Origin of the sequence: Streptomyces sp. NPDC051776 (genome assembly GCF_040681345.1) — a bacterium.
Taxonomy (GTDB): domain Bacteria; phylum Actinomycetota; class Actinomycetes; order Streptomycetales; family Streptomycetaceae; genus Streptomyces.
The window spans coordinates 61,637-78,128 of record NZ_JBFAYQ010000024.1; the positions used below are offsets into that span (position 1 = coordinate 61,637).

10 protein-coding genes, 3 tRNA genes and 1 pseudogene are annotated in these 16,492 nt (G+C 71.3%); 7 read left to right on the forward strand and 7 right to left on the reverse strand.

What is annotated here, in order from left to right; all coding sequences use genetic code 11:
• Positions 1–237 precede the first annotated feature (237 nt).
• The 4 genes from AB0M26_RS19555 to AB0M26_RS19570 form a co-directional block, all read right to left on the reverse strand.
• Positions 238–2,553, reverse strand: a complete 2,316-nt coding sequence (locus tag AB0M26_RS19555; RefSeq protein WP_365262580.1) for a DEAD/DEAH box helicase — start codon at positions 2,551–2,553, stop codon at positions 238–240.
• Between the two features lie 1,531 nt (positions 2,554–4,084).
• Positions 4,085–4,459: a fluoride efflux transporter CrcB gene (gene crcB, locus AB0M26_RS19560; protein ID WP_365262583.1), complete on the reverse strand. Its 375-nt coding sequence runs from the start codon at positions 4,457–4,459 to the stop codon at positions 4,085–4,087.
• Complete coding sequence (locus AB0M26_RS19565; protein WP_365262685.1) at positions 4,456–5,037, reverse strand: CrcB family protein; 582 nt, start codon at positions 5,035–5,037, stop codon at positions 4,456–4,458. The genes crcB and AB0M26_RS19565 overlap by 4 nt, the downstream gene beginning before the upstream one ends.
• A gap of 287 nt (positions 5,038–5,324) precedes the next feature.
• Positions 5,325–5,675, reverse strand: coding sequence for a metallopeptidase family protein (locus AB0M26_RS19570; RefSeq protein WP_365262586.1), 351 nt, complete (start codon positions 5,673–5,675; stop codon positions 5,325–5,327).
• A 139-nt stretch (positions 5,676–5,814) separates the two neighbouring features.
• On the opposite strand from AB0M26_RS19570, the gene AB0M26_RS19575 reads away from it, so the two are divergent.
• The 6 genes and pseudogenes from AB0M26_RS19575 to AB0M26_RS19600 all read left to right on the forward strand — a co-directional run bounded on the left by AB0M26_RS19575 (position 5,815) and on the right by AB0M26_RS19600 (position 9,719).
• A complete protein-coding gene (locus tag AB0M26_RS19575; RefSeq protein ID WP_365262589.1) occupies positions 5,815–7,521 on the forward strand; it encodes a metallophosphoesterase in 1,707 nt (568 codons plus the stop codon).
• Positions 7,522–7,586: 65 nt separating this feature from the next.
• Positions 7,587–7,662, forward strand: a tRNA-Glu gene (locus AB0M26_RS19580).
• Between the two features lie 305 nt (positions 7,663–7,967).
• Positions 7,968–8,315 carry a hypothetical protein gene (locus AB0M26_RS19585; protein WP_365262592.1) on the forward strand — a complete coding sequence of 116 codons (348 nt, stop codon included), beginning with the start codon at positions 7,968–7,970 and terminating at the stop codon, positions 8,313–8,315.
• Between the two features lie 466 nt (positions 8,316–8,781).
• Positions 8,782–8,856: transfer RNA gene (locus AB0M26_RS19590), tRNA-Asp, on the forward strand.
• A gap of 24 nt (positions 8,857–8,880) precedes the next feature.
• A tRNA-Phe gene (locus AB0M26_RS19595) sits at positions 8,881–8,957 on the forward strand.
• Positions 8,958–9,197: 240 nt separating this feature from the next.
• A pseudogene (locus AB0M26_RS19600) lies at positions 9,198–9,719 on the forward strand (hypothetical protein).
• On the opposite strand, the gene AB0M26_RS19605 reads toward AB0M26_RS19600, so the two are convergent.
• A complete protein-coding gene (locus AB0M26_RS19605) occupies positions 9,705–14,138 on the reverse strand; it encodes a cation-translocating P-type ATPase (protein ID WP_365262595.1) in 4,434 nt (1,477 codons plus the stop codon). The pseudogene AB0M26_RS19600 and the gene AB0M26_RS19605 sit on opposite strands and share 15 nt — an antisense overlap.
• A 224-nt stretch (positions 14,139–14,362) precedes the next feature.
• On the opposite strand from AB0M26_RS19605, the gene AB0M26_RS19610 reads away from it, so the two are divergent.
• On the forward strand, positions 14,363–14,680 hold the full coding sequence (locus AB0M26_RS19610; protein ID WP_365262598.1) for a hypothetical protein: 318 nt from the start codon (positions 14,363–14,365) through the stop codon (positions 14,678–14,680).
• A 135-nt stretch (positions 14,681–14,815) separates the two neighbouring features.
• On the opposite strand, the gene AB0M26_RS19615 is transcribed toward AB0M26_RS19610, so the two are convergent.
• Together AB0M26_RS19615 and glyA are read right to left on the reverse strand one after the other, a co-directional pair.
• On the reverse strand, positions 14,816–15,034 hold the full coding sequence (locus tag AB0M26_RS19615; protein ID WP_365262601.1) for a DUF6349 family protein: 219 nt from the start codon (positions 15,032–15,034) through the stop codon (positions 14,816–14,818).
• A 93-nt stretch (positions 15,035–15,127) separates the two neighbouring features.
• A complete protein-coding gene (gene glyA, locus AB0M26_RS19620) occupies positions 15,128–16,417 on the reverse strand; it encodes a serine hydroxymethyltransferase (RefSeq protein ID WP_365262604.1) in 1,290 nt (429 codons plus the stop codon).
• Between the last annotated feature and the right edge of the window lie 75 nt (positions 16,418–16,492).

Here is a 16,492-nt window from a genome sequence, read left to right on the forward strand (position 1 = left end):
GGGAGGCCGTGCCGGTCCCGGTTCGTACGGGGCGGGGGCTCCGTACCTGCCCCGTACGCATACGGTACGCCGTCCCGTGCGCGGGTCCCCAAGGGGGGAGGCCGAAGCCCTGCCGCCGCCGACTGCGCGCACGCCGCAACCGCCCCGCGCCATCGCGGAGATGGAGCCGCCCCCGGGTGCCGAAGTGGCCCGGGGGCGGCGGTGGTTCAGCGGTCGACGGGCGGTCGGCCGGCCGGGTCAGCCGTTGCGCTTCCAGCGCGGCTTGTCGGCACGGCGGTCGAACGAGCGGCCGCCGCCGGCGCCGCCGCGGTGGTCGTCGCGCCGCGCCGGGCGGTCGTCGCGGCGGTCACGGTTGTACGGGCGGTCGTCGCGCCGGTCGCGGTTGAACGGGCGGTCGCCGCCCCGGTGGTTGTGGTCGCGGCGCTCGAAGGAGCGGCCGCCGCCGAAGCCCGCGCGCTCGCCGTCGCGGCGGTCGCGGCTGACCGGACGATCGCCGCGCCGGTCGCGGCCGCCGCCGAAGCGTCGGTCGTCCCGGTCGAACGTACGGCTCCCACGGTCGTCCCGCCGGTCCCGGCTGAAAGGCCGGTCGTCGCGACGGTCCCGGTCGTCGCGGCGGTCCCGGTCGTCGCGACGGTCGCGGTCCCGGTCGCGGCCGCCGAAGCCCCGCTCGTCGCGACGGTCACGGCCGTACGGGCGCTCGCCGTAGCCGCCGCGGTCCTCGCGGCGCTGGAAGCCGCCGCGTTCGCCGTCCCGGCGGTCACGGTTGAAGGGGCGCTCGCTCCGGCGCTCGTCGCTCCGGCGGTCGTCGTCGCGGCGGTCCCGGTCCCGGTCGCGGTCACGGCCGTACGTGCGGGGCGCGTCACGGCGGTCGTCCCGCCGGTCGTCGCGACGCTCGTACCGGTCGTACGAGGTGCGGCGCGCCTCCTCCTGCGTCGTCGGGGCCGGGGCGGGCTCCGTCACGGTCGCGTCCGCACCGGCACCGTCCGCCGCGGTCGGATCCGCCTGCGCGGGCACCTGGCCTGCCGTGGCCGCGGCGTCAGAACCCTCGACCCGCGCACCGGCCCCGGCCGCACCCGCCTCGGATGCCGAGACGGAGGCGGAGGCAGAGGCAGAGGCAGAGGCAGATGACGCCGCGTCCGCGACGGGTTCATCGCCCCGCTCACGCGCCACCCTGGCCGTCAACCGGTCGGCCTCGTCACGGAGTTCGGCAGCACGCCGCTGCGCCCGCTCCAGTTCGCGCTGAAGGTCCTGCACCTCGCGCTCCGCCTGCTTCGCGGCGTTCGCCGCGGACTCCGCCTGCACTTCGGTCAGCGAGCGGGCACCGGTGATACGGGCCACGTCCTCGTCGAAGACGCCGGCACCGCCGACGATGTGGCGCGAGGCATCCACGCCCGCGTCCTCCATCAGCCGGAAGATCTGCCGCCGCTGGTGCGGGAGGGCCAGCGACACGACCGTGCCACTCCGGCCCGCCCGCGCCGTGCGGCCGGAACGGTGCAGGTAGTCCTTGTGGTCACCGGCCGGGTCGACGTTCAGCACCAGGTCGATGCCGTCGACGTGGATGCCGCGAGCGGCGACGTCGGTGGCGACGAGCACGTTGACGTACCCGTCCTTGAAGTCGGCGAGCGTACGGGTTCGGGCGCCCTGCGTCATGCCGCCGTGCAGCGCGTCGGCCCGAACCCCGGCGTCCCGGAGCTGCTCGGCGACGCGGTCGGCGCCGAGCTGGGTGCGGACGAAGATGATCGTGCGGCCCTTGCGGGCGGCGATCGCGGCAGTGACCGGGGCCTTGTCCCTCGGCTTCACCACGAGCACGTGGTGGCTCATCGTCGTGACCGCGCCCTGCGCCGCGTCGACCTCGTGCGTGACGGGGTTCGACAGATAGCGCTTCACGAGCGTGTCGATCTCGTTCTCCAGGGTCGCGGAGAACAGCATCCGCTGACCGCCCGGAGGCACCAGGTCCAGGATCTCGGTGACCTCGGGCAGGAAGCCCATGTCGGCCATCTGGTCGGCCTCGTCGAGGACGGCGATCTGCACCTTGTCGAGCGAGGCGGCGCCGCGGTCGATCAGGTCGCGCAGGCGGCCCGGGGTGGCGACGAGGATGTCCACGCCGCGCTCCAGGGCGCCGATCTGGTTGCCCATCGACGTACCGCCGCAGACGACCTTGAGCTTGAGGCCGAGCACGTCACCGTACGGCTGGAGCGCGTCGGAGACCTGCATGGCGAGCTCGCGGGTCGGGGTGAGGATCAGGCCGCGGGGGCGCTTCTTCTCGGTGTAGCCGCCGGTGAGCTGGGTCAGCAGCGGCAGGCCGAAGGAGAGTGTCTTGCCGGAGCCGGTGCGGCCTCGGCCAAGGATGTCCTGACCGGCGAGCGCGTCCGGGATGGTCGCGGCCTGGATCGGGAACGGCGTGGTCACGCCGTTCTGGGACAGCTTGCGGACGACGGGCTCGGGGAGGCCCAGGTCCGCGAAGGTGGTCCGGGGCGCCTCGGAAGGCTCCACGACCTCGGCGACCTCGCCGTTCTCGGACACGACGGCGTGATCAGCAGCGGAAATAGACATGCGAAATGCGAAACCTTCCGGAGTCTCGGCACGCGCCCAAACTCCGTGCAACGCATACGACCGCCTCGATGCGGTCAGGCCACGGGAAGGAAAAGGAACGCGCCATTCACGGCGCGCTTCGGTCCGGCGCCGGGCAACATGGGATCAAACGATCTACCACCATACGCACCCGGTACCTCCCGAAGCAAACCGGATCAGGGAGACCTTCACCACCCCGTACCGCGATGGGCGCGCGGAGGGTGGCCCGGCGCCACCGGAGCGCCGGGCCAAGGGAGTTCGGGACCGCGAGGCGGTAGTGACGTGCGGGAACCTCGAGGTCGCTCGCTCGTGCGGTGCGTCCCCGCGCACGACGGGATGGCGAGCGGACCACGCCGCGCACGGACTCGTACCGATTCACATGGATTCACGCTGATTCGTACGAGCGGAACCGTGCGCATGCGGCCCCCGTGCGGGACTCCATGGGCACGCCCTGTCCTGCCGGGGTACCGCCCACGGACGGGGCGGCCAGGTCTCGCGCGGGGGAGGCGGCCGGACGGGCCGCAGAGGTGAGCCCGGCCGCCGGCGCGCCCGCGTCAGGGCCGTACCTGCCGTCAGGGCCCAACAGCGTCAACGACACACGAGTTCGCGGCACGCGGACCCGGCGCGGTCCTCCAGCCACCCCTGCTCCGGGCCGGCCACGGACCCTGTCGCGGACTCCGGCTCGCTCTCCTCCGACGACGGGTCCTGACCGCTCGGTGTGGCCGACGGCGAGGCGGAACCGCTCGGTCCCGTGCCCGAAGGCGACGGCTGGGGGGACGACGCGCTGGGCTCCGCCGACGGTGCGCCCTGCGAGGGGGAGGCCGACTGCGGCGCCGACGGCCGCGAGGGACGGGGTCGTGTGTGCTCGGCCCCCGGGCGCGTGCGGTCACCCGACGGGCGTGCGGAAGCATTCGTACCGCCTTGTCCGCCTCGTGCGCCCCCGTCCCGAGCGCCGCCCTTGGCATCGGTCATGCCGCTCCCGCGGGCGTGCCGCACGTCCCCTACGGCACCCCCCTTCGTCTGCGCGCCACTGCTGTCCGGAGTCGCCGCGCGCTCAGGGTGACCCACCGACCCGGTCCGCTGCGTGTCCTCGGGGTCGCTCACGCTCATGCAGCCCGTCGCCGCTGCGATCGCCAGAACCGCGGCGCCGAGGCGGCACGACGTGCCGGTGCCGTGCCGACGCGCCCCGGAGGAAGCGGAGGCGACGGCAGGAGGGGACGCAACGGGACGAGCCGACGGACAGGAGGAGCGGAGGCGGCGGCGGTCGGGGAACAGGAGCACGTGCGGGCACCTCCGGCGCGGCAGGGGGAATGGGCTGCCCGTGCTCAACTGCCCCTCCCCCGGCCAGGACACGGCCCGGGCCCCAGCCACGAAACGGCCCGGCCCCGCCGTGGGGCAGTCGGCCCCGGGCACGACCGAGGAGTCCCGTACCGCGTAGCGCGGCCCGACCGCCGGCCCGCGCTGGAGGATCCCGCACCGCGCTGGAGGAGTCCCGCACCACGGTCATGTCGTCTCAGCCGAGGAAGGTCTCCGCGGCGATCACTCCGAGCCAGGCCGCACCGAGCCCCGCGCACAGCGAGCCCACCGCGTTCGCCACCATCAGGAGCGGCCGCCCGCGTTCGGCGAGCCGCAACGACTCGTACGAGAACGTCGAGTAGGTCGTCAGCGCCCCGCACAGTCCCGCCCCCAGCAAGAGCTGCAGCCGTGCGGACGCGGCGCCGGCCGTGACCGCTCCGGTGATCAGGCCCAGGACCAGGCTCCCGGCGACGTTGACGACGAAGGTCCCCCACGGGAAGAGCGAGTCGTGGCGAGCCTGTACCGCCCGGTCGACGAGGTAGCGGAGCGGCGCGCCCACCGCGGCGCCGGCCACCACGAGCAGCCAGTTCATCGGGACGGCTCCCTCCGCTCCTGCCGCGCCGGCGGAGCCCCGCCCGGCCGCGGCTCCCCCCGGAGCGCGGCGCGCGTCAGCGCGGCCGCGGCCCAGACGGCGCCGAACGCGGCCGCGAGCGTTCCGGCGGCGTACGCCGCCGCGATGCCCACCTCACCGCGCCGCAACAGGCCCACGAGGCCCACGGCGTAGGTCGAGAAGGTGGTGTAGCCGCCGAGCACGCCCGTGCCGAGAAACGGCCGCAGCAGCGGATGGCCCGCGCCGCGCTCGCTCACCAGCACCATCAGGACGCCGATCAGCGTGCAGCCGGAGACATTGACCCAGAAGACGTCCCAAGGGAACGTGCTCGCGGGCCACGCCAGCGATGCCCCGTACCGCGCACAGGCCCCGGCCGCGCCACCGGCCGCGATCACCAGGAGCACCCGCCAGATGCGGTGGCCGGCGGTCTCGGCACGGTCGGCGGGGACGTGGAGATCGACATCGGGGTCGACGGGTTCACCCCGGTACGCACTCGCGGCGGACGCCCCGTGGACCGCCCGGCCCGCGGGGAGCGACGGAGCCTCGCCCTCGGCCGGGATGCCGTAGCCCGGCCCGCGCTCATCGGGCGGAACCCCGTCGCCCGCCCCGCGCTCGTCGGCCGAGGGTCCATCGCACGAACCGCCGCCGCGCGGCCCGTCACCGTACGAGCCCTCGCCGCGCGAACCGCCACCGTACGAGCCGTCGTTCGCGCCGCGACGCGGAACGCCCCCCGGGGCGCCGCCGCCCCGGCCGTCCCCTTTCGCGCCGCCGCTGGTGTCGCCGCCGCTGGTGTCGCCGCCGCTGGTGTCGCCGCCGTGCCGTTCTCCGTCACCCCGCGAGCCGCCGCTCATCCGTAGCCCAGGGCGTGCAGCCGCTCGTCGTCGATGCCGAAGTGGTGCGCGACCTCGTGCACCACGGTGACCTCGGTCTCGGAGACGACGTCCTCGCGGGTGTCGCACATCCGCAGCGTCGGGCCCCGGTAGATCGTGATCCGGTCGGGAAGCACGCCCGCGTACCACTCCCCGCGGTCGGTGAGCGGCGTCCCCTCGTACAGCCCGAGCAGCTCGGGATCGTTCGACGGCGGTTCGTCCTCCACGAACACGGCGACGTTGTCCATCAGCCTCGTCAGCTCCGGCGGGATCCGGTCCAGGGCCTCCGCGACCAGTTCCTCGAACTCCTCGCGCGTCATCTCCAGCACGCCCCTCATTCTCCGCCACGCGCCCGGCTCCGGGCCCGTCACCCGCCAGACTGCCGCCGACCGGCGCGTACGAACCCCCTCGCCCCACTGCCCACCGGCTGCCCCGCATGTGCCGGGGGCGCGGGGGCATACGCCCACAATGGATCGCGAACCTCTCCGGTCGCCTCATCCGTCGTCCCGTTCGACATCGCCCTCGTCGTCCCGTCAGCCGTCCCTCTCGTCGTTCCGTCCTCTGCGCCCCGTGCTGCGCGGTGCGCACGTTCTGGGGACCCTGGGCAGGGCCGTGCTACGGCGCTCGCGGACGTACCCCCGCGCCCGGGACGGCACGCCGACGTGCGAGCTCAACGGGGCCCCGCGCCCGTACGCCCGCGCCGTCGGCCTCATATCCGTCGTCCTGCTCGGCGCGTGGCTGGGGCTGCTGATCGTCGGCAGCGTCCGGACGCCCGTCGGGCCGATGGACACGCGGATGACGCTGCGTCCCTCCTTCACCGGTGGCACCAAGATCAACGTGTCGCCTCTCGGTTCGCTGGAGTTGCAGAGCCACACCGGCCCCATCAGGCTCGACGTCGACGTCGATCAGCTCGACCCGGACCGCTCCGCCGCGCTGGTCGACCACCCCGAGCGCATCGCCGGTCTCCAGGACGAGGTCTCCCACGACGTGGCCGCGGGCACCTTGGACCTGGCGCTGCGCTCCTGCGTGGCCGTCGTCTCCGGCTCCTGCGCCCTCGGACTCGCCGTCTACCGCAGGCCGCGCCCCGCGCTCGCCGCGGGCGGGCTCGCGCTGACGCTGCTCGCTGCGTCCGGCGGCCTCGCCTACGCGACGTGGAACCCGAAGTCCGTCCTGGAGCCCAAGTTCTCCGGACTGCTGGCCTCCGCCCCCAGCGTGGTGGGCAACGCGCGCAGCATCGTCAGTGATTTCGACGTCTATCAGCAGGAGTTGGCGCGTCTGGTCACCAACGTCACCAAGCTGTACGACGTCACGTCCACGCTGCCCGCGTACCAGCCCGACCCCGCCACCGTCCGCGTACTGCATGTCTCCGACATCCACCTCAACCCGGCGAGCTGGCACATCATCGAGTCGCTCGTCGAGCAGTACGAGATCGATGTGATCGTGGACACGGGCGACACGATGGACCACGGCACGGCCGCGGAGAACGGCTTCCTCGACCCCGTCTCCAGGCTCGGTGCCCCGTACGTCTGGGTGCGCGGCAACCACGATTCGGCCGCGACCCAGAAGTCGATGGAGAGTCGGAAGAACGTCCACGTCCTGAACCACGGGAAGACCGTGCAGGTGGCGGGGGTGAGGCTGGCCGGCATCGGCGACCCGCAGTTCACACCGGACCGCTCGGTCGTCGCGGCGGGCGACCCGGCCGAGGTACGGGTGGGGCGCGAGCTCGCCGGGGCGCTGCGCGTGCAGACGGCCGTCGGACAGCCCGTCGACATCGCGCTGGCGCACAACCCGGTCGCCGCCGAGCAGACGGACGGCACGGTCCCGCTCGCCCTGGCCGGACACCTCCACCGCCGTACGAACCAGCTGTTGGACGAGGGCACCCGGCTGATGACGCAGGGCTCGACGGGCGGCAGCGGACTGCGCGCGGTCGAGGGCGACGAGCCGGATCCGGTCGAGGCGTCGGTGCTTTATCTGGACCGGGACTCGCACACGCTCCAGGCGTGGGACGAGATCACGCTGGGCGGTCTGGGCCTGTCGACGGCCGAGGTCAGCCGCCGTCTCCCGGAGAGCAACTCACCGGACGCGACGCCCGCGCCCTCGGATTCCGCAACGACCCAAGGCCGGGCCCCGCGCGTGACACCTCCGCCGACGGATGGGAAACCGTTTTGGCGATAGCTCCTCCCATCCCATATGCTTCTCACGTCCCCGACGGCGCCGATAAGCGCTCAGGTGGGCCATCAGCCCTCATCGTCTAGTGGCCCAGGACGCCGCCCTTTCAAGGCGGTAGCACGGGTTCGAATCCCGTTGGGGGCACCACGCTCATAGTCCCCCTGATCAGCGATAACGCCGGTCAGGGGGACTCTTTGTGTCTATCACGTCAGCACCGTGTCGGCACGGATCTGATTTGCGGTGCGCTGCATGGCGTACATCAAAAGCAGCGGGCAAAGAGCGACGGCACCACCAGCCACACCGTGATGTGGCGCGCCGGTGGGGCACGGGGCGGGAAGCAGACGTCAGAGGTCTCGAGGTCTCGACGGCTGCCGAGCGCTTCCGAGACCCGGTCAACGGCCACGGCCAGCAGTGGCCGCCGGGGTGGGTGCGCGGGCGCGGCTTCGTCAAAGATGTACGAACCCGGCGAACTCTTTGCACCTTTCGCGCTTCACTACATCATCGATCAACTCACCGGCGTCCAGGGCGACACCAAGACCGAATACGGCAAGCCGGTCCACCAGAAGCTCTCCCCGTGGTTCCGCTATCCGACGCGCGATGGGGAGGGCGGGCTTACCTCAGGCCTCATACGTACGTGGGTCAACGACTTGGAGGCTGGGCGGCTGCCTCCGCATGACGCAGAGGGCACCAGGCGCCGCAAACCCAGCCCCAAGACCATCCGCAACGTCCACGGGCTGCTCTCCGGCATCTGCCGGAGCGCGGTGGAGCGGAACCCACCCAGACACCTGGACCTTCCGTAGCCTGCGCTGGCACCCCGGCGGTTGAAGGCGCCCGCGCCGAAGGGCTCACCAAGGCCCCGCGCGTGCACGACCTACGGCACTCGCATGCTTCCCGGCTCATCGCTGCGAAAGGTTCCCCTCCCAGCCATTCAGGGCCGCCTCGGACACGAGTCCATCACCACGACCGTCGACCGTTATGGCCACCTGCTCGACGCCTTGGACAACGAAGTCGTCGCCGCAGTCGACTGGGCCATGAACCCGAACGCACCGCTGCCCGCGTTTGCCTGGCTGCATGACGGCCGTGTGGCGGGTGAACTGTTCCACACAGACGAACTTCACGGCGGGCAGCGCGGTACAGGCGAAGCGGGCAAGAAACCCATTTCAGCCCGCCGGTCTTCGTCGGGTATAGTCAGCACTCGGTTCGGGCGCCAGCGCCAGAGCCAATCCCCAGCATTACGTACCCCTTGGCCGGATGCGGGATGTGCAAGGTCCTGTGGAGCAGTTTGGAGTGCTCGCCACCCTGTCAAGGTGGAGGCCGCGGGTTCAAATCCCGTCAGGACCGCTGAGGTTTCCCCGGAAGCCTCGTGGCTGGGTAGCTCAGTTGGTACGAGCGATCGCCTGAAAAGCGATAGGTCGCCGGTTCGACCCCGGCCCCAGCCACCACCCTGGAAGCGCCTCGGATGAGATTCCATCCGGGGCGCTTTCGTAGTGCGCCCAGCATGGGCACACCCACGGAACTCGTTGTAGTTGGCCAGCACCGGGGAGAGCCCGAGCCGGCCTTACGGAAGCCGCCCCGGTAGCACGGGGGAAGCCACCGGGACAGCTCCCTCACTCCGAGGCGGCTACGGCTCTACGACCAGCGCGACATTGAGCTGCTGACCTTCATCCCCGACCGCCGCCGCCATCCTGGTCATCGGCGCCACGGGCACCACCGGGAGCCGTACCGGCGCGCAGCTGGTCGCGGCCGGCCACCTCGTCAAAGCCGCCAGCCGTCGCGCCACCCCGCTCCCGGGCGCGGAACGGTCCGCTTCGACCGGTACGACCCCACCACCTTCGCCGACGCCCTCAGCGGCGCCGAACGCGTGCGCCCGATGCCGGCCTGGTCCTCGCCGGACCGGAGACGCTCAGTCACGACGACATCGCCGACATCCTCAACCGGCCAGCGGCCGCCCCTGGTCCACCGCCGCTGACTTACGAACAGATACGGGACCGCCTGGCCGCGAAGATGCCGCTGGAGTTCGCCGCGACGCTCACCGACATGGACGTGCCATCGCCGAGGGGGCCGAGGACCATACGACCGACACCGTCCAGCGCCGCACCGGCCGCCCACCGCACGACTTCACACGATCACTGATCGCGCACGACCACGGATCATTCGGAATGACTCCTCTGAAGCGGTACTCGGATCTGTTACACGTCGGTTGAGGGCGAGAGTCGGCTGGCGATGAGGGGGCGAAGGAGGGGGCCGAGGAGGACGGCGGTGGTGATCGCGCCGAGCGTGATGCCCCATGCGAGCGGGCCCAGGGGAGCGCAGCCGAAGAACTGGCTGATGCCCGGTGTCTGGATGACGGCGAGCAGGACGAATGCGGAGCCGAGGCCCGCGGCGAGCACGTTTCGGTCCAAGCCGCCGGTGGTGAGCGTCTGGGCGAGCTGGGTGCCGACGACGGCTGCGAGCGCGACGGTTCCGGCGCGGCGGCCTCGGCCGGTGAGGCGGGCCGCGGTCCAGGCCAGGCCGGCTCCGGTGGCTGTCACGGCGCCACGCACCATCATCTCTTGGGTGAGGGCTGCCCCGAGTGAGCGGTGGGGGCCCTCTGCCAGGAGCCGCTCCGCGGTCTGCCCGGTGGGTTCGCGTACGGCGATGGCGAGTGAAGGCGCCAGGTCGGTGAGGAGGTTGACGAGCATGATCTGGCGTGCATTGAGGGGTGTGGTGCCGGTGAGGGCGGAGGTGAGCACGCTGAAGGTGACCTCGCCGAGGTTGCCGCCGATGAGAATGGCCAGGGCGGCCCGTACGGAGGCCCACATGGCTCGGCCCTCCATAAGGGCCGAGACGATCGTTTCGAGGCGGTCGTCGGTGACGACGAGGTCCGCGGCGGCGGTTGCGGCCGGTGTGCCGCGGCGGCCGAGCGCGATACCGACGTCGGCCAGCCGGATGGCGGGGGCGTCGTTGGCTCCGTCGCCGGTCATGGCGACGACACGACCGAGGCGTTGGTAGGCCTGGACGATGCGGACCTTGTGGGCGGGGCTGCACCGGGCGATCACGTCCACCGTGGGCAGCAGTTTCTGGAGTGCGTCATCGTCGAGTTCGTCGAGTTCGGCGCCGGTGCAGATGTTGGGTTCGGTGGTGTCGCCGATGCTCGAGGCGATGGCATCGGCGGTGGCGGGGTGGTCCCCGGTGAGCATGACCGTCTGCAAGCCCGCCTTGTGCAGTTCCTCCGTGGCCGGCGCTGCGCTGGTGCGTACGGGATCGGCAAGGGCGAGGAAGCCGAGAAAGACCAGGTCGCCCACGGTTTCGTCGGTGAGGTCTTCGTCCGGGCGCATACGACGTTCGGCCACTGCGAGGATGCGGCGGCCCGCCGCCGCGAGGTCTTCGGCGGCTCGGGCCAGCGATGCTTTGGGCTCCGAGTCAAGAGGGGTGGCCGAACCGTGTGTCGGCTGGCGATGGGTGCATAGATCGATGACGTTCTCCGGCGCGCCTTTCACGCTGAGGAGGGGGCCGTCGGAAGTCATGCCGGCGGTCGCGTGGTAGGCGCGGGCCGGTTCAAAGGGGAGGGTGTCAGTGCGGCGCCACCGGGGGGCCCCGGTGCGTTCGGTGACGTTTGCTCTGCGGGCTCCTTCGAGGACGGATTGGTCGGTCTGGTGCGCCAGGGTTTCGGCTTGGCGTGCGGCGGGAGTGGCGCGTAGTGCGGCGCCGAGGATCCGCTTGTGCGAGGCACCGAGGCGGTCGAGTGGAGACGTGGCGTCGCCGTCGCTGACGTCGGCCAGCTGGAGTTTGCCTTCGGTGAGGGTGCCGGTCTTGTCGAAGCACAGCACATCGGCTCGTCCGATTGCCTCGATGGTGCGCGGATTGCGGACGAGTGCGCCCCTGTCGGCCAGCCGCCGGGCGGCGGCCAGTTGCGCAGCATTGACCAGAAACGGCAGGCCTTCTGGGACGGAGGCGATCGCGAGGTTGACCGCGGAGGCAAGGTTCGCGGTCAGAGGGTGGCCGTGCAGCAGCCCTGAGAGGGCCACCGCTGCGGCTGAGCCGAGAGCGATGGGCATGCTTGCCCGGGTCAGGGAGGACAGCCGGGCCTCTACACCCGTTTCGGGGGGAGCCTGACGGGCGGCGGCGAGCCCGCGACCTGCTTCGGTGGCGGCACCGGTGGCCACCACCACAGCCACGGCCTGCCCGGCCGAGACGGTAGTGCCTTCGTACAGCATGGAGCGGCGTTCCGTGATCTGGGCTGCCACCACGGGAGCCGGATCCTTGCTCACCGAGAGCGACTCCCCCGTGAGTGATGACTCGTCGACCTCCAGGCCTTCTGCCTCCAGGAGTCGGCAGTCGGCGGGCACAACGTCCTGCGGGCCTAGCAGGACGATGTCCCCGGGTACGAGATCGGCAGCCGTGACGAGTCGTTCCCTTCCGCTGCGGCGGACTCTCGCCCCGATTGCAGACCGGGCGAACAGCTCCGAGAGGGCACGCTCGGTGCGGACCCGCTGGAAACCGCCCACCAGGGCCGATGTGCCGGTGATCGCGACAACGAGAGCGGCGTCGGTGCGGGAACCCATGGCGGTGGCCAGGGCGGCGCCCGCGGCGAGGATGGGGGTGAGAGGATTGGAGAGTTCTTCAACGAACGCGTGAGGGAGACTCAGCCGCGTCGGTTCGCTCATGCCCCCGTCGCTGCTGCCTGCGGAGACCTCAGGCCCGGAGAGGCCCTCCCGACGACTACGCAACCGTTCCAGGACGCGGTCGGCTGGCATGAGGTGCCACGGGACGCTCGAGACGGGAGGTGCCAGAGGACGGCGCAGCAGTTGCCGGGCACGCCAGGCGCCCAGCGAGAACGCAGCTGTGCCGGCAGTGCTGTTCATGGCCAGCACTCGCGCGGTCGCTTTGTGCGTCAGGGCCTGCAGGGCGGCGACAGCGCCGACTCCGCTGCCCCCGGCTGCGAGGTAGCGGCTGTCCCGGTCCACGACCGCCGCTGTTCCAACCGCATCGACGATGATGGCTGCCGCTTCGAGGTCCATTCCGATCAGGAGATGCGCTCCCCACGGCGTGTGCTCCCCATCGCGGCGTACGCCGATCGCACAGTCGGCCACGGTCAGCGCCCGCCGATCACCCGAGATCAGGAGCACGACGGCGCCATCGTCCTGAAGGGCACGTACGGAGGCCACCAGCCGGCTACCCGCCGGCACCACCGCATCGGCGAAGGCGGAAGCGGGCGCTTCCCGGTCCGAGGCCAGCACCACCCGAGCACCTGCTCGGCGTGCGGCCGCAGCGATGGCCTCGGTACCCGGAGCTGACGGGGTCGCCAGCCCGGCGACCGCCTGGAGCCGGTGACCGCGAGCCAGGCCGAGAACGTTCTCGCTGCCCCGGCGGCGAAGTCGCTCCGCGGCCTTGCGTCCGCTACGGCCCTTGAGCTCCAAGTCGTCCAACGGGCCCAGGACCCAGCGTTTGCCGCGGCGGAGCTTCAACGGCGCGTCCGAGTCGAAGAGGGCAAACAGGTGCTCCGCGACGTCCTGCGGATCGGCTCCGTCGAGTACCTCGAGATCGACCGGCTCGTATCCTTCACCGCGCAGAGCAGCTTCCTCGAGGACGATGGTGTCCACCTGCCCCAAGCGGCGCAGTGCGTTGCGGTCCATCGTCACCACGCCCCGCAACGCAAGCGACCGCCCCAGTGTCGTGGCGAATCCCTCCCGGCCCGCCGCGGGTGTCCTCGACACGGATGCGAGCGCGAGGGCAGCCGCCCGTCTCGGTCCGGCGAACGGAAGCGCGACAGCCCCGGTCAGGACCCCCGCAGCCATGGATCGCCCCACAAGCCGATCCGTCCCGTCCTTGGGCGACGGACCGGCACGATCGGAGGCGACGAGGCCGGCTGCCGCCTCCTCAGCGTCCCGAACCATACGGCTTTCAGCCTTCTGCCAGGCCGTGCGCTCGGCACTGGTCTCCCTCCACAGCGCCAGACGTTGCAGCACATCGAGGACGAGGCCACCTCCGCCCGTCGCCACGCCTTGCACCAACGCGCCCACGACCGGGAGCAAGGAGTCCGCCCGGCCCCCGCCGCTGATGTCCTCGAGCAGATGCCGCGACCTGGGATGGAGGCGGATCGCATCGACGACACCGGCGACCTCCGGCGGGATCCCGAACCAGGGCGCGAGACGCCGAACGGTCGCCAGGCTCAGGCCCAGGGCATCCGCCGTGAGAGCCCATGCCGAGGAGACCGGAGCCCCCTCTGCCGGGTGGGGCGGCTCGGGCCGCCATGCGTCGTAGGCCTCCTCCTCGGCGCTGTGGTCCCCCTCCGCCCGCTCGACCAGCGTCACAAGCTTGTTCTGCGGCGGAGGCGGCGAAGCCAGGCCCACCACGACTCTCCTCATGGGGGCGTTGACCCGCGCCCACAGCACGCCGGGATGCTCCTCCAGCCTTCGCTCGATGCGGCGGGCGACCCGCTCTCCTTCCGCCCCGTGCACACCCGCGACCTCGATGTAGCAGCGTCCCGGTCGGCCCCACACTTCGCGAGGCGAGCCACCCAGAACCTTCTCCAGGGCCGTCCCCACCATCCGCACACCCGAGGCCGCATGCGTGACGAGACCCGAGCCCAGGGGCGTGAGAACGGGGGGAACCCATGGGGGTGAGGTGGCCACCGGGGACATCGACCGAGCCTCCTCGAGTAGAGCGGGTCGCGCGACCCATCATTCGAAGATCAGTCTGTTCGCGACCCATAATTCGGGCCATTTGGGATACCCCGCCCAGTGGATGCAAAGAGGGGAAGTTCGAATTTGTCGAGGTGAGCATCGTGATCTCCAAGGCTCCTGGAACTCGACCTCCTTCCGTCGGTGCTGGAGCCCCAGTGCCACGTGAGGGACTGGCCCTGGCTATGGCGAAGACCAGATCCTCGGGCGCGGAGAAGGAGCGCGGCGAGCCGCAGCGGCACACCATCACCATCCCCGTACCGTCGCTTGAGCGCGTGGGGGCGGGCGCCCTCAATGCGGCCTTCCTGCCGGTCGCAGTCGCCCGCCGGGTCCTGCCGGCCAAGCGAGGGCTGCCGCTCTTCCTTGGCCTGGGTGCCCTCGGCGCCGCAGACATCCTGTCCTGGCCAGTCGCCGTCGGCATCGGTGTGGGATACGCCGTCCTACGACGAGGCAACGGCCTCACCGCGCCCCCGCACCCGCAACCGGCCTCCGAGCCGCGCTGAGCGGGGTCCACCACGCTCCGGTGCCTGCCCGCCCACGGAGTGAGCAGCCGCCAGTCCACGGGGCCGCCGGCGTAGCCGCGATCAGCCCAGCCCTGCGTGATCTGCGGCGGGGTGAGACGGAGCCGCCAGAACACATCACGGACGGCGTTGCGGTCCACGATGTCGGCGGGCATTGCAGCCGTCGCCGTACCCGCTGCCGGGGTGGACGGGGCCTTCCCAGTCGCAGGTGAGGCACCCGCCCCGGAATTCCCGCGTGTCCCCCCGGAGGCTGGTCGGCCGGCTGCGGGAGAGCAGGGTCGGGGCGTGGTGTGTGGGCGTGTCCCGCTCGTGGCCGAGGTCGCAAGTAGGCGCCACCGGGGTGTCCGGGCTGCATGTGCCACGCCTGTCCTGCGCTAGAAGGTGCCGTCTCGAAGCATGGCGAAGAGCACGTCGATGCGTCTGGAGCTCTCAGCGGGGTGGGTGTTGGGTGATGAGGGTGCTTACTGCTGTTGCGGTTTCGGTGGTGTGGACGTCGTTGGTGTCGTGGAGGGTGCGGGTCATCAGTTGGGCGATGTGGAGAATGTCTTTCTCTGTCATGCCTTGTGCGGTGAGTGCCGCAGTCCCCATGCGGATGCCGGATGGCTTGTCGGCGGGTTGGGCGTCGTAAGGGAGGGGGCAGGAGTCGATGATGATGCCTGCTCGGGTGCATCGGGTGCGCGCTTGTGGGCCGGTGAGGCCGAGGGGGGTGACGTCGGTGATGACTTGGTGGGTGTCGGTTCCTCCGGTTGAGAGCAGGAGGCCGTGTTCCGTGAGTGCGTGGGCGAGTGTGCGGGCGTTGGCGACGGTCTGGTGCGCGTAGGTGGCGAATTGTGGTGTTGCTGCTTCGCCGAGCGCTGCCGCCTTGGCGGCGATGCTGTGCATGTGGGGGCCGCCTTGGGCGAAGGGGTAGACCGCTGCGTCGAGGCGGTGGGAGAGGTGTGAGTGGCTGAGGATGAGGCCGCCGCGGGGTCCTCGGAGTGTTTTGTAGGTGACGGCGCAGACGATGTCGGCATAGGGGACGGGGTTGGGGGCGGCGCCGCCGGCCACCAGGCCGGTCACGGGGGCGGCGTCTACCAGCAGGTACGCTCCGACTTCGTCGGCGATCTGGCGGAAGGCCTGGTAGTCGATGTGGCGCGGGTAGTAGTTGCCGCCGCACACGATGGCCTTGGGCCGGGTTTTCCGGGCCATGTCGCGGACCTGGTCGTAGTCGATCAGGTGGGTGTCGCGGCGGACTTGGTACCAGTGGAAGTCGAACAGGTGCCCCGAAAGGTTGTCGGGGAGGCCCTGGGTGAAGTGCCCGCCGTGTTCCAGGGCCATCGCCAGGACGGAATCCCCGGGATGCAGGATGGCTGCGTAGGCTGCCAATACAGCGCTGGTGCCGGAGTACGGCTGGACGTTGGCGTACTCGGCTCCGAAGAGTGCGGTGGCCCGCTGGATTGCCAGCTCCTCGATCTTGTCGACAATTTCACAGCCGCTGTGGTGGCGTCGCTCCGGGTACCCTTCGGCGTACTTGTTGATCAGAAGACTGCCCATGACGTCGCGGACGGCGGGGAAGGCGTAGTTTTCGCCTGCCATCATCAGAAGGCTGCCGCGCTGGCGTTCTTCTTCGGCAATGACCAGGTCGGCGAGCACACTGTCCCGTTCACGGAGGTGGGCGTAATCGCTCTCTCCCGGCGAGTCCGCGGCTGCCGGTACCGCGACCTTCGGTGAGGTGGACATCAGTTTCCACTGTAGAGCCAGGAACCGGTCCGGGTCCGTACCGGCACTTCGGACCAACCGGCTGCGGCGGCCACC

Excerpts from the sequence above, each read along its gene's own strand:
- AB0M26_RS19605 (WP_365262595.1), bottom strand. The coding sequence starts at position 14,138 with ATGTCCCCGGTGGCCACCTCACCCCCATGGGTTCCCCCCGTTCTCACG.
- AB0M26_RS19555 (WP_365262580.1), bottom strand. The coding sequence starts at position 2,553 with ATGTCTATTTCCGCTGCTGATCACGCCGTCGTGTCCGAGAACGGCGAG.
- crcB (WP_365262583.1), bottom strand. The coding sequence starts at position 4,459 with ATGAACTGGCTGCTCGTGGTGGCCGGCGCCGCGGTGGGCGCGCCGCTC.
- glyA (WP_365262604.1), bottom strand. The coding sequence starts at position 16,417 with ATGTCCACCTCACCGAAGGTCGCGGTACCGGCAGCCGCGGACTCGCCG.
- AB0M26_RS19610 (WP_365262598.1), top strand. The coding sequence starts at position 14,363 with ATGGCGAAGACCAGATCCTCGGGCGCGGAGAAGGAGCGCGGCGAGCCG.
- AB0M26_RS19585 (WP_365262592.1), top strand. The coding sequence starts at position 7,968 with ATGTACGAACCCGGCGAACTCTTTGCACCTTTCGCGCTTCACTACATC.
- AB0M26_RS19575 (WP_365262589.1), top strand. The coding sequence starts at position 5,815 with ATGGATCGCGAACCTCTCCGGTCGCCTCATCCGTCGTCCCGTTCGACA.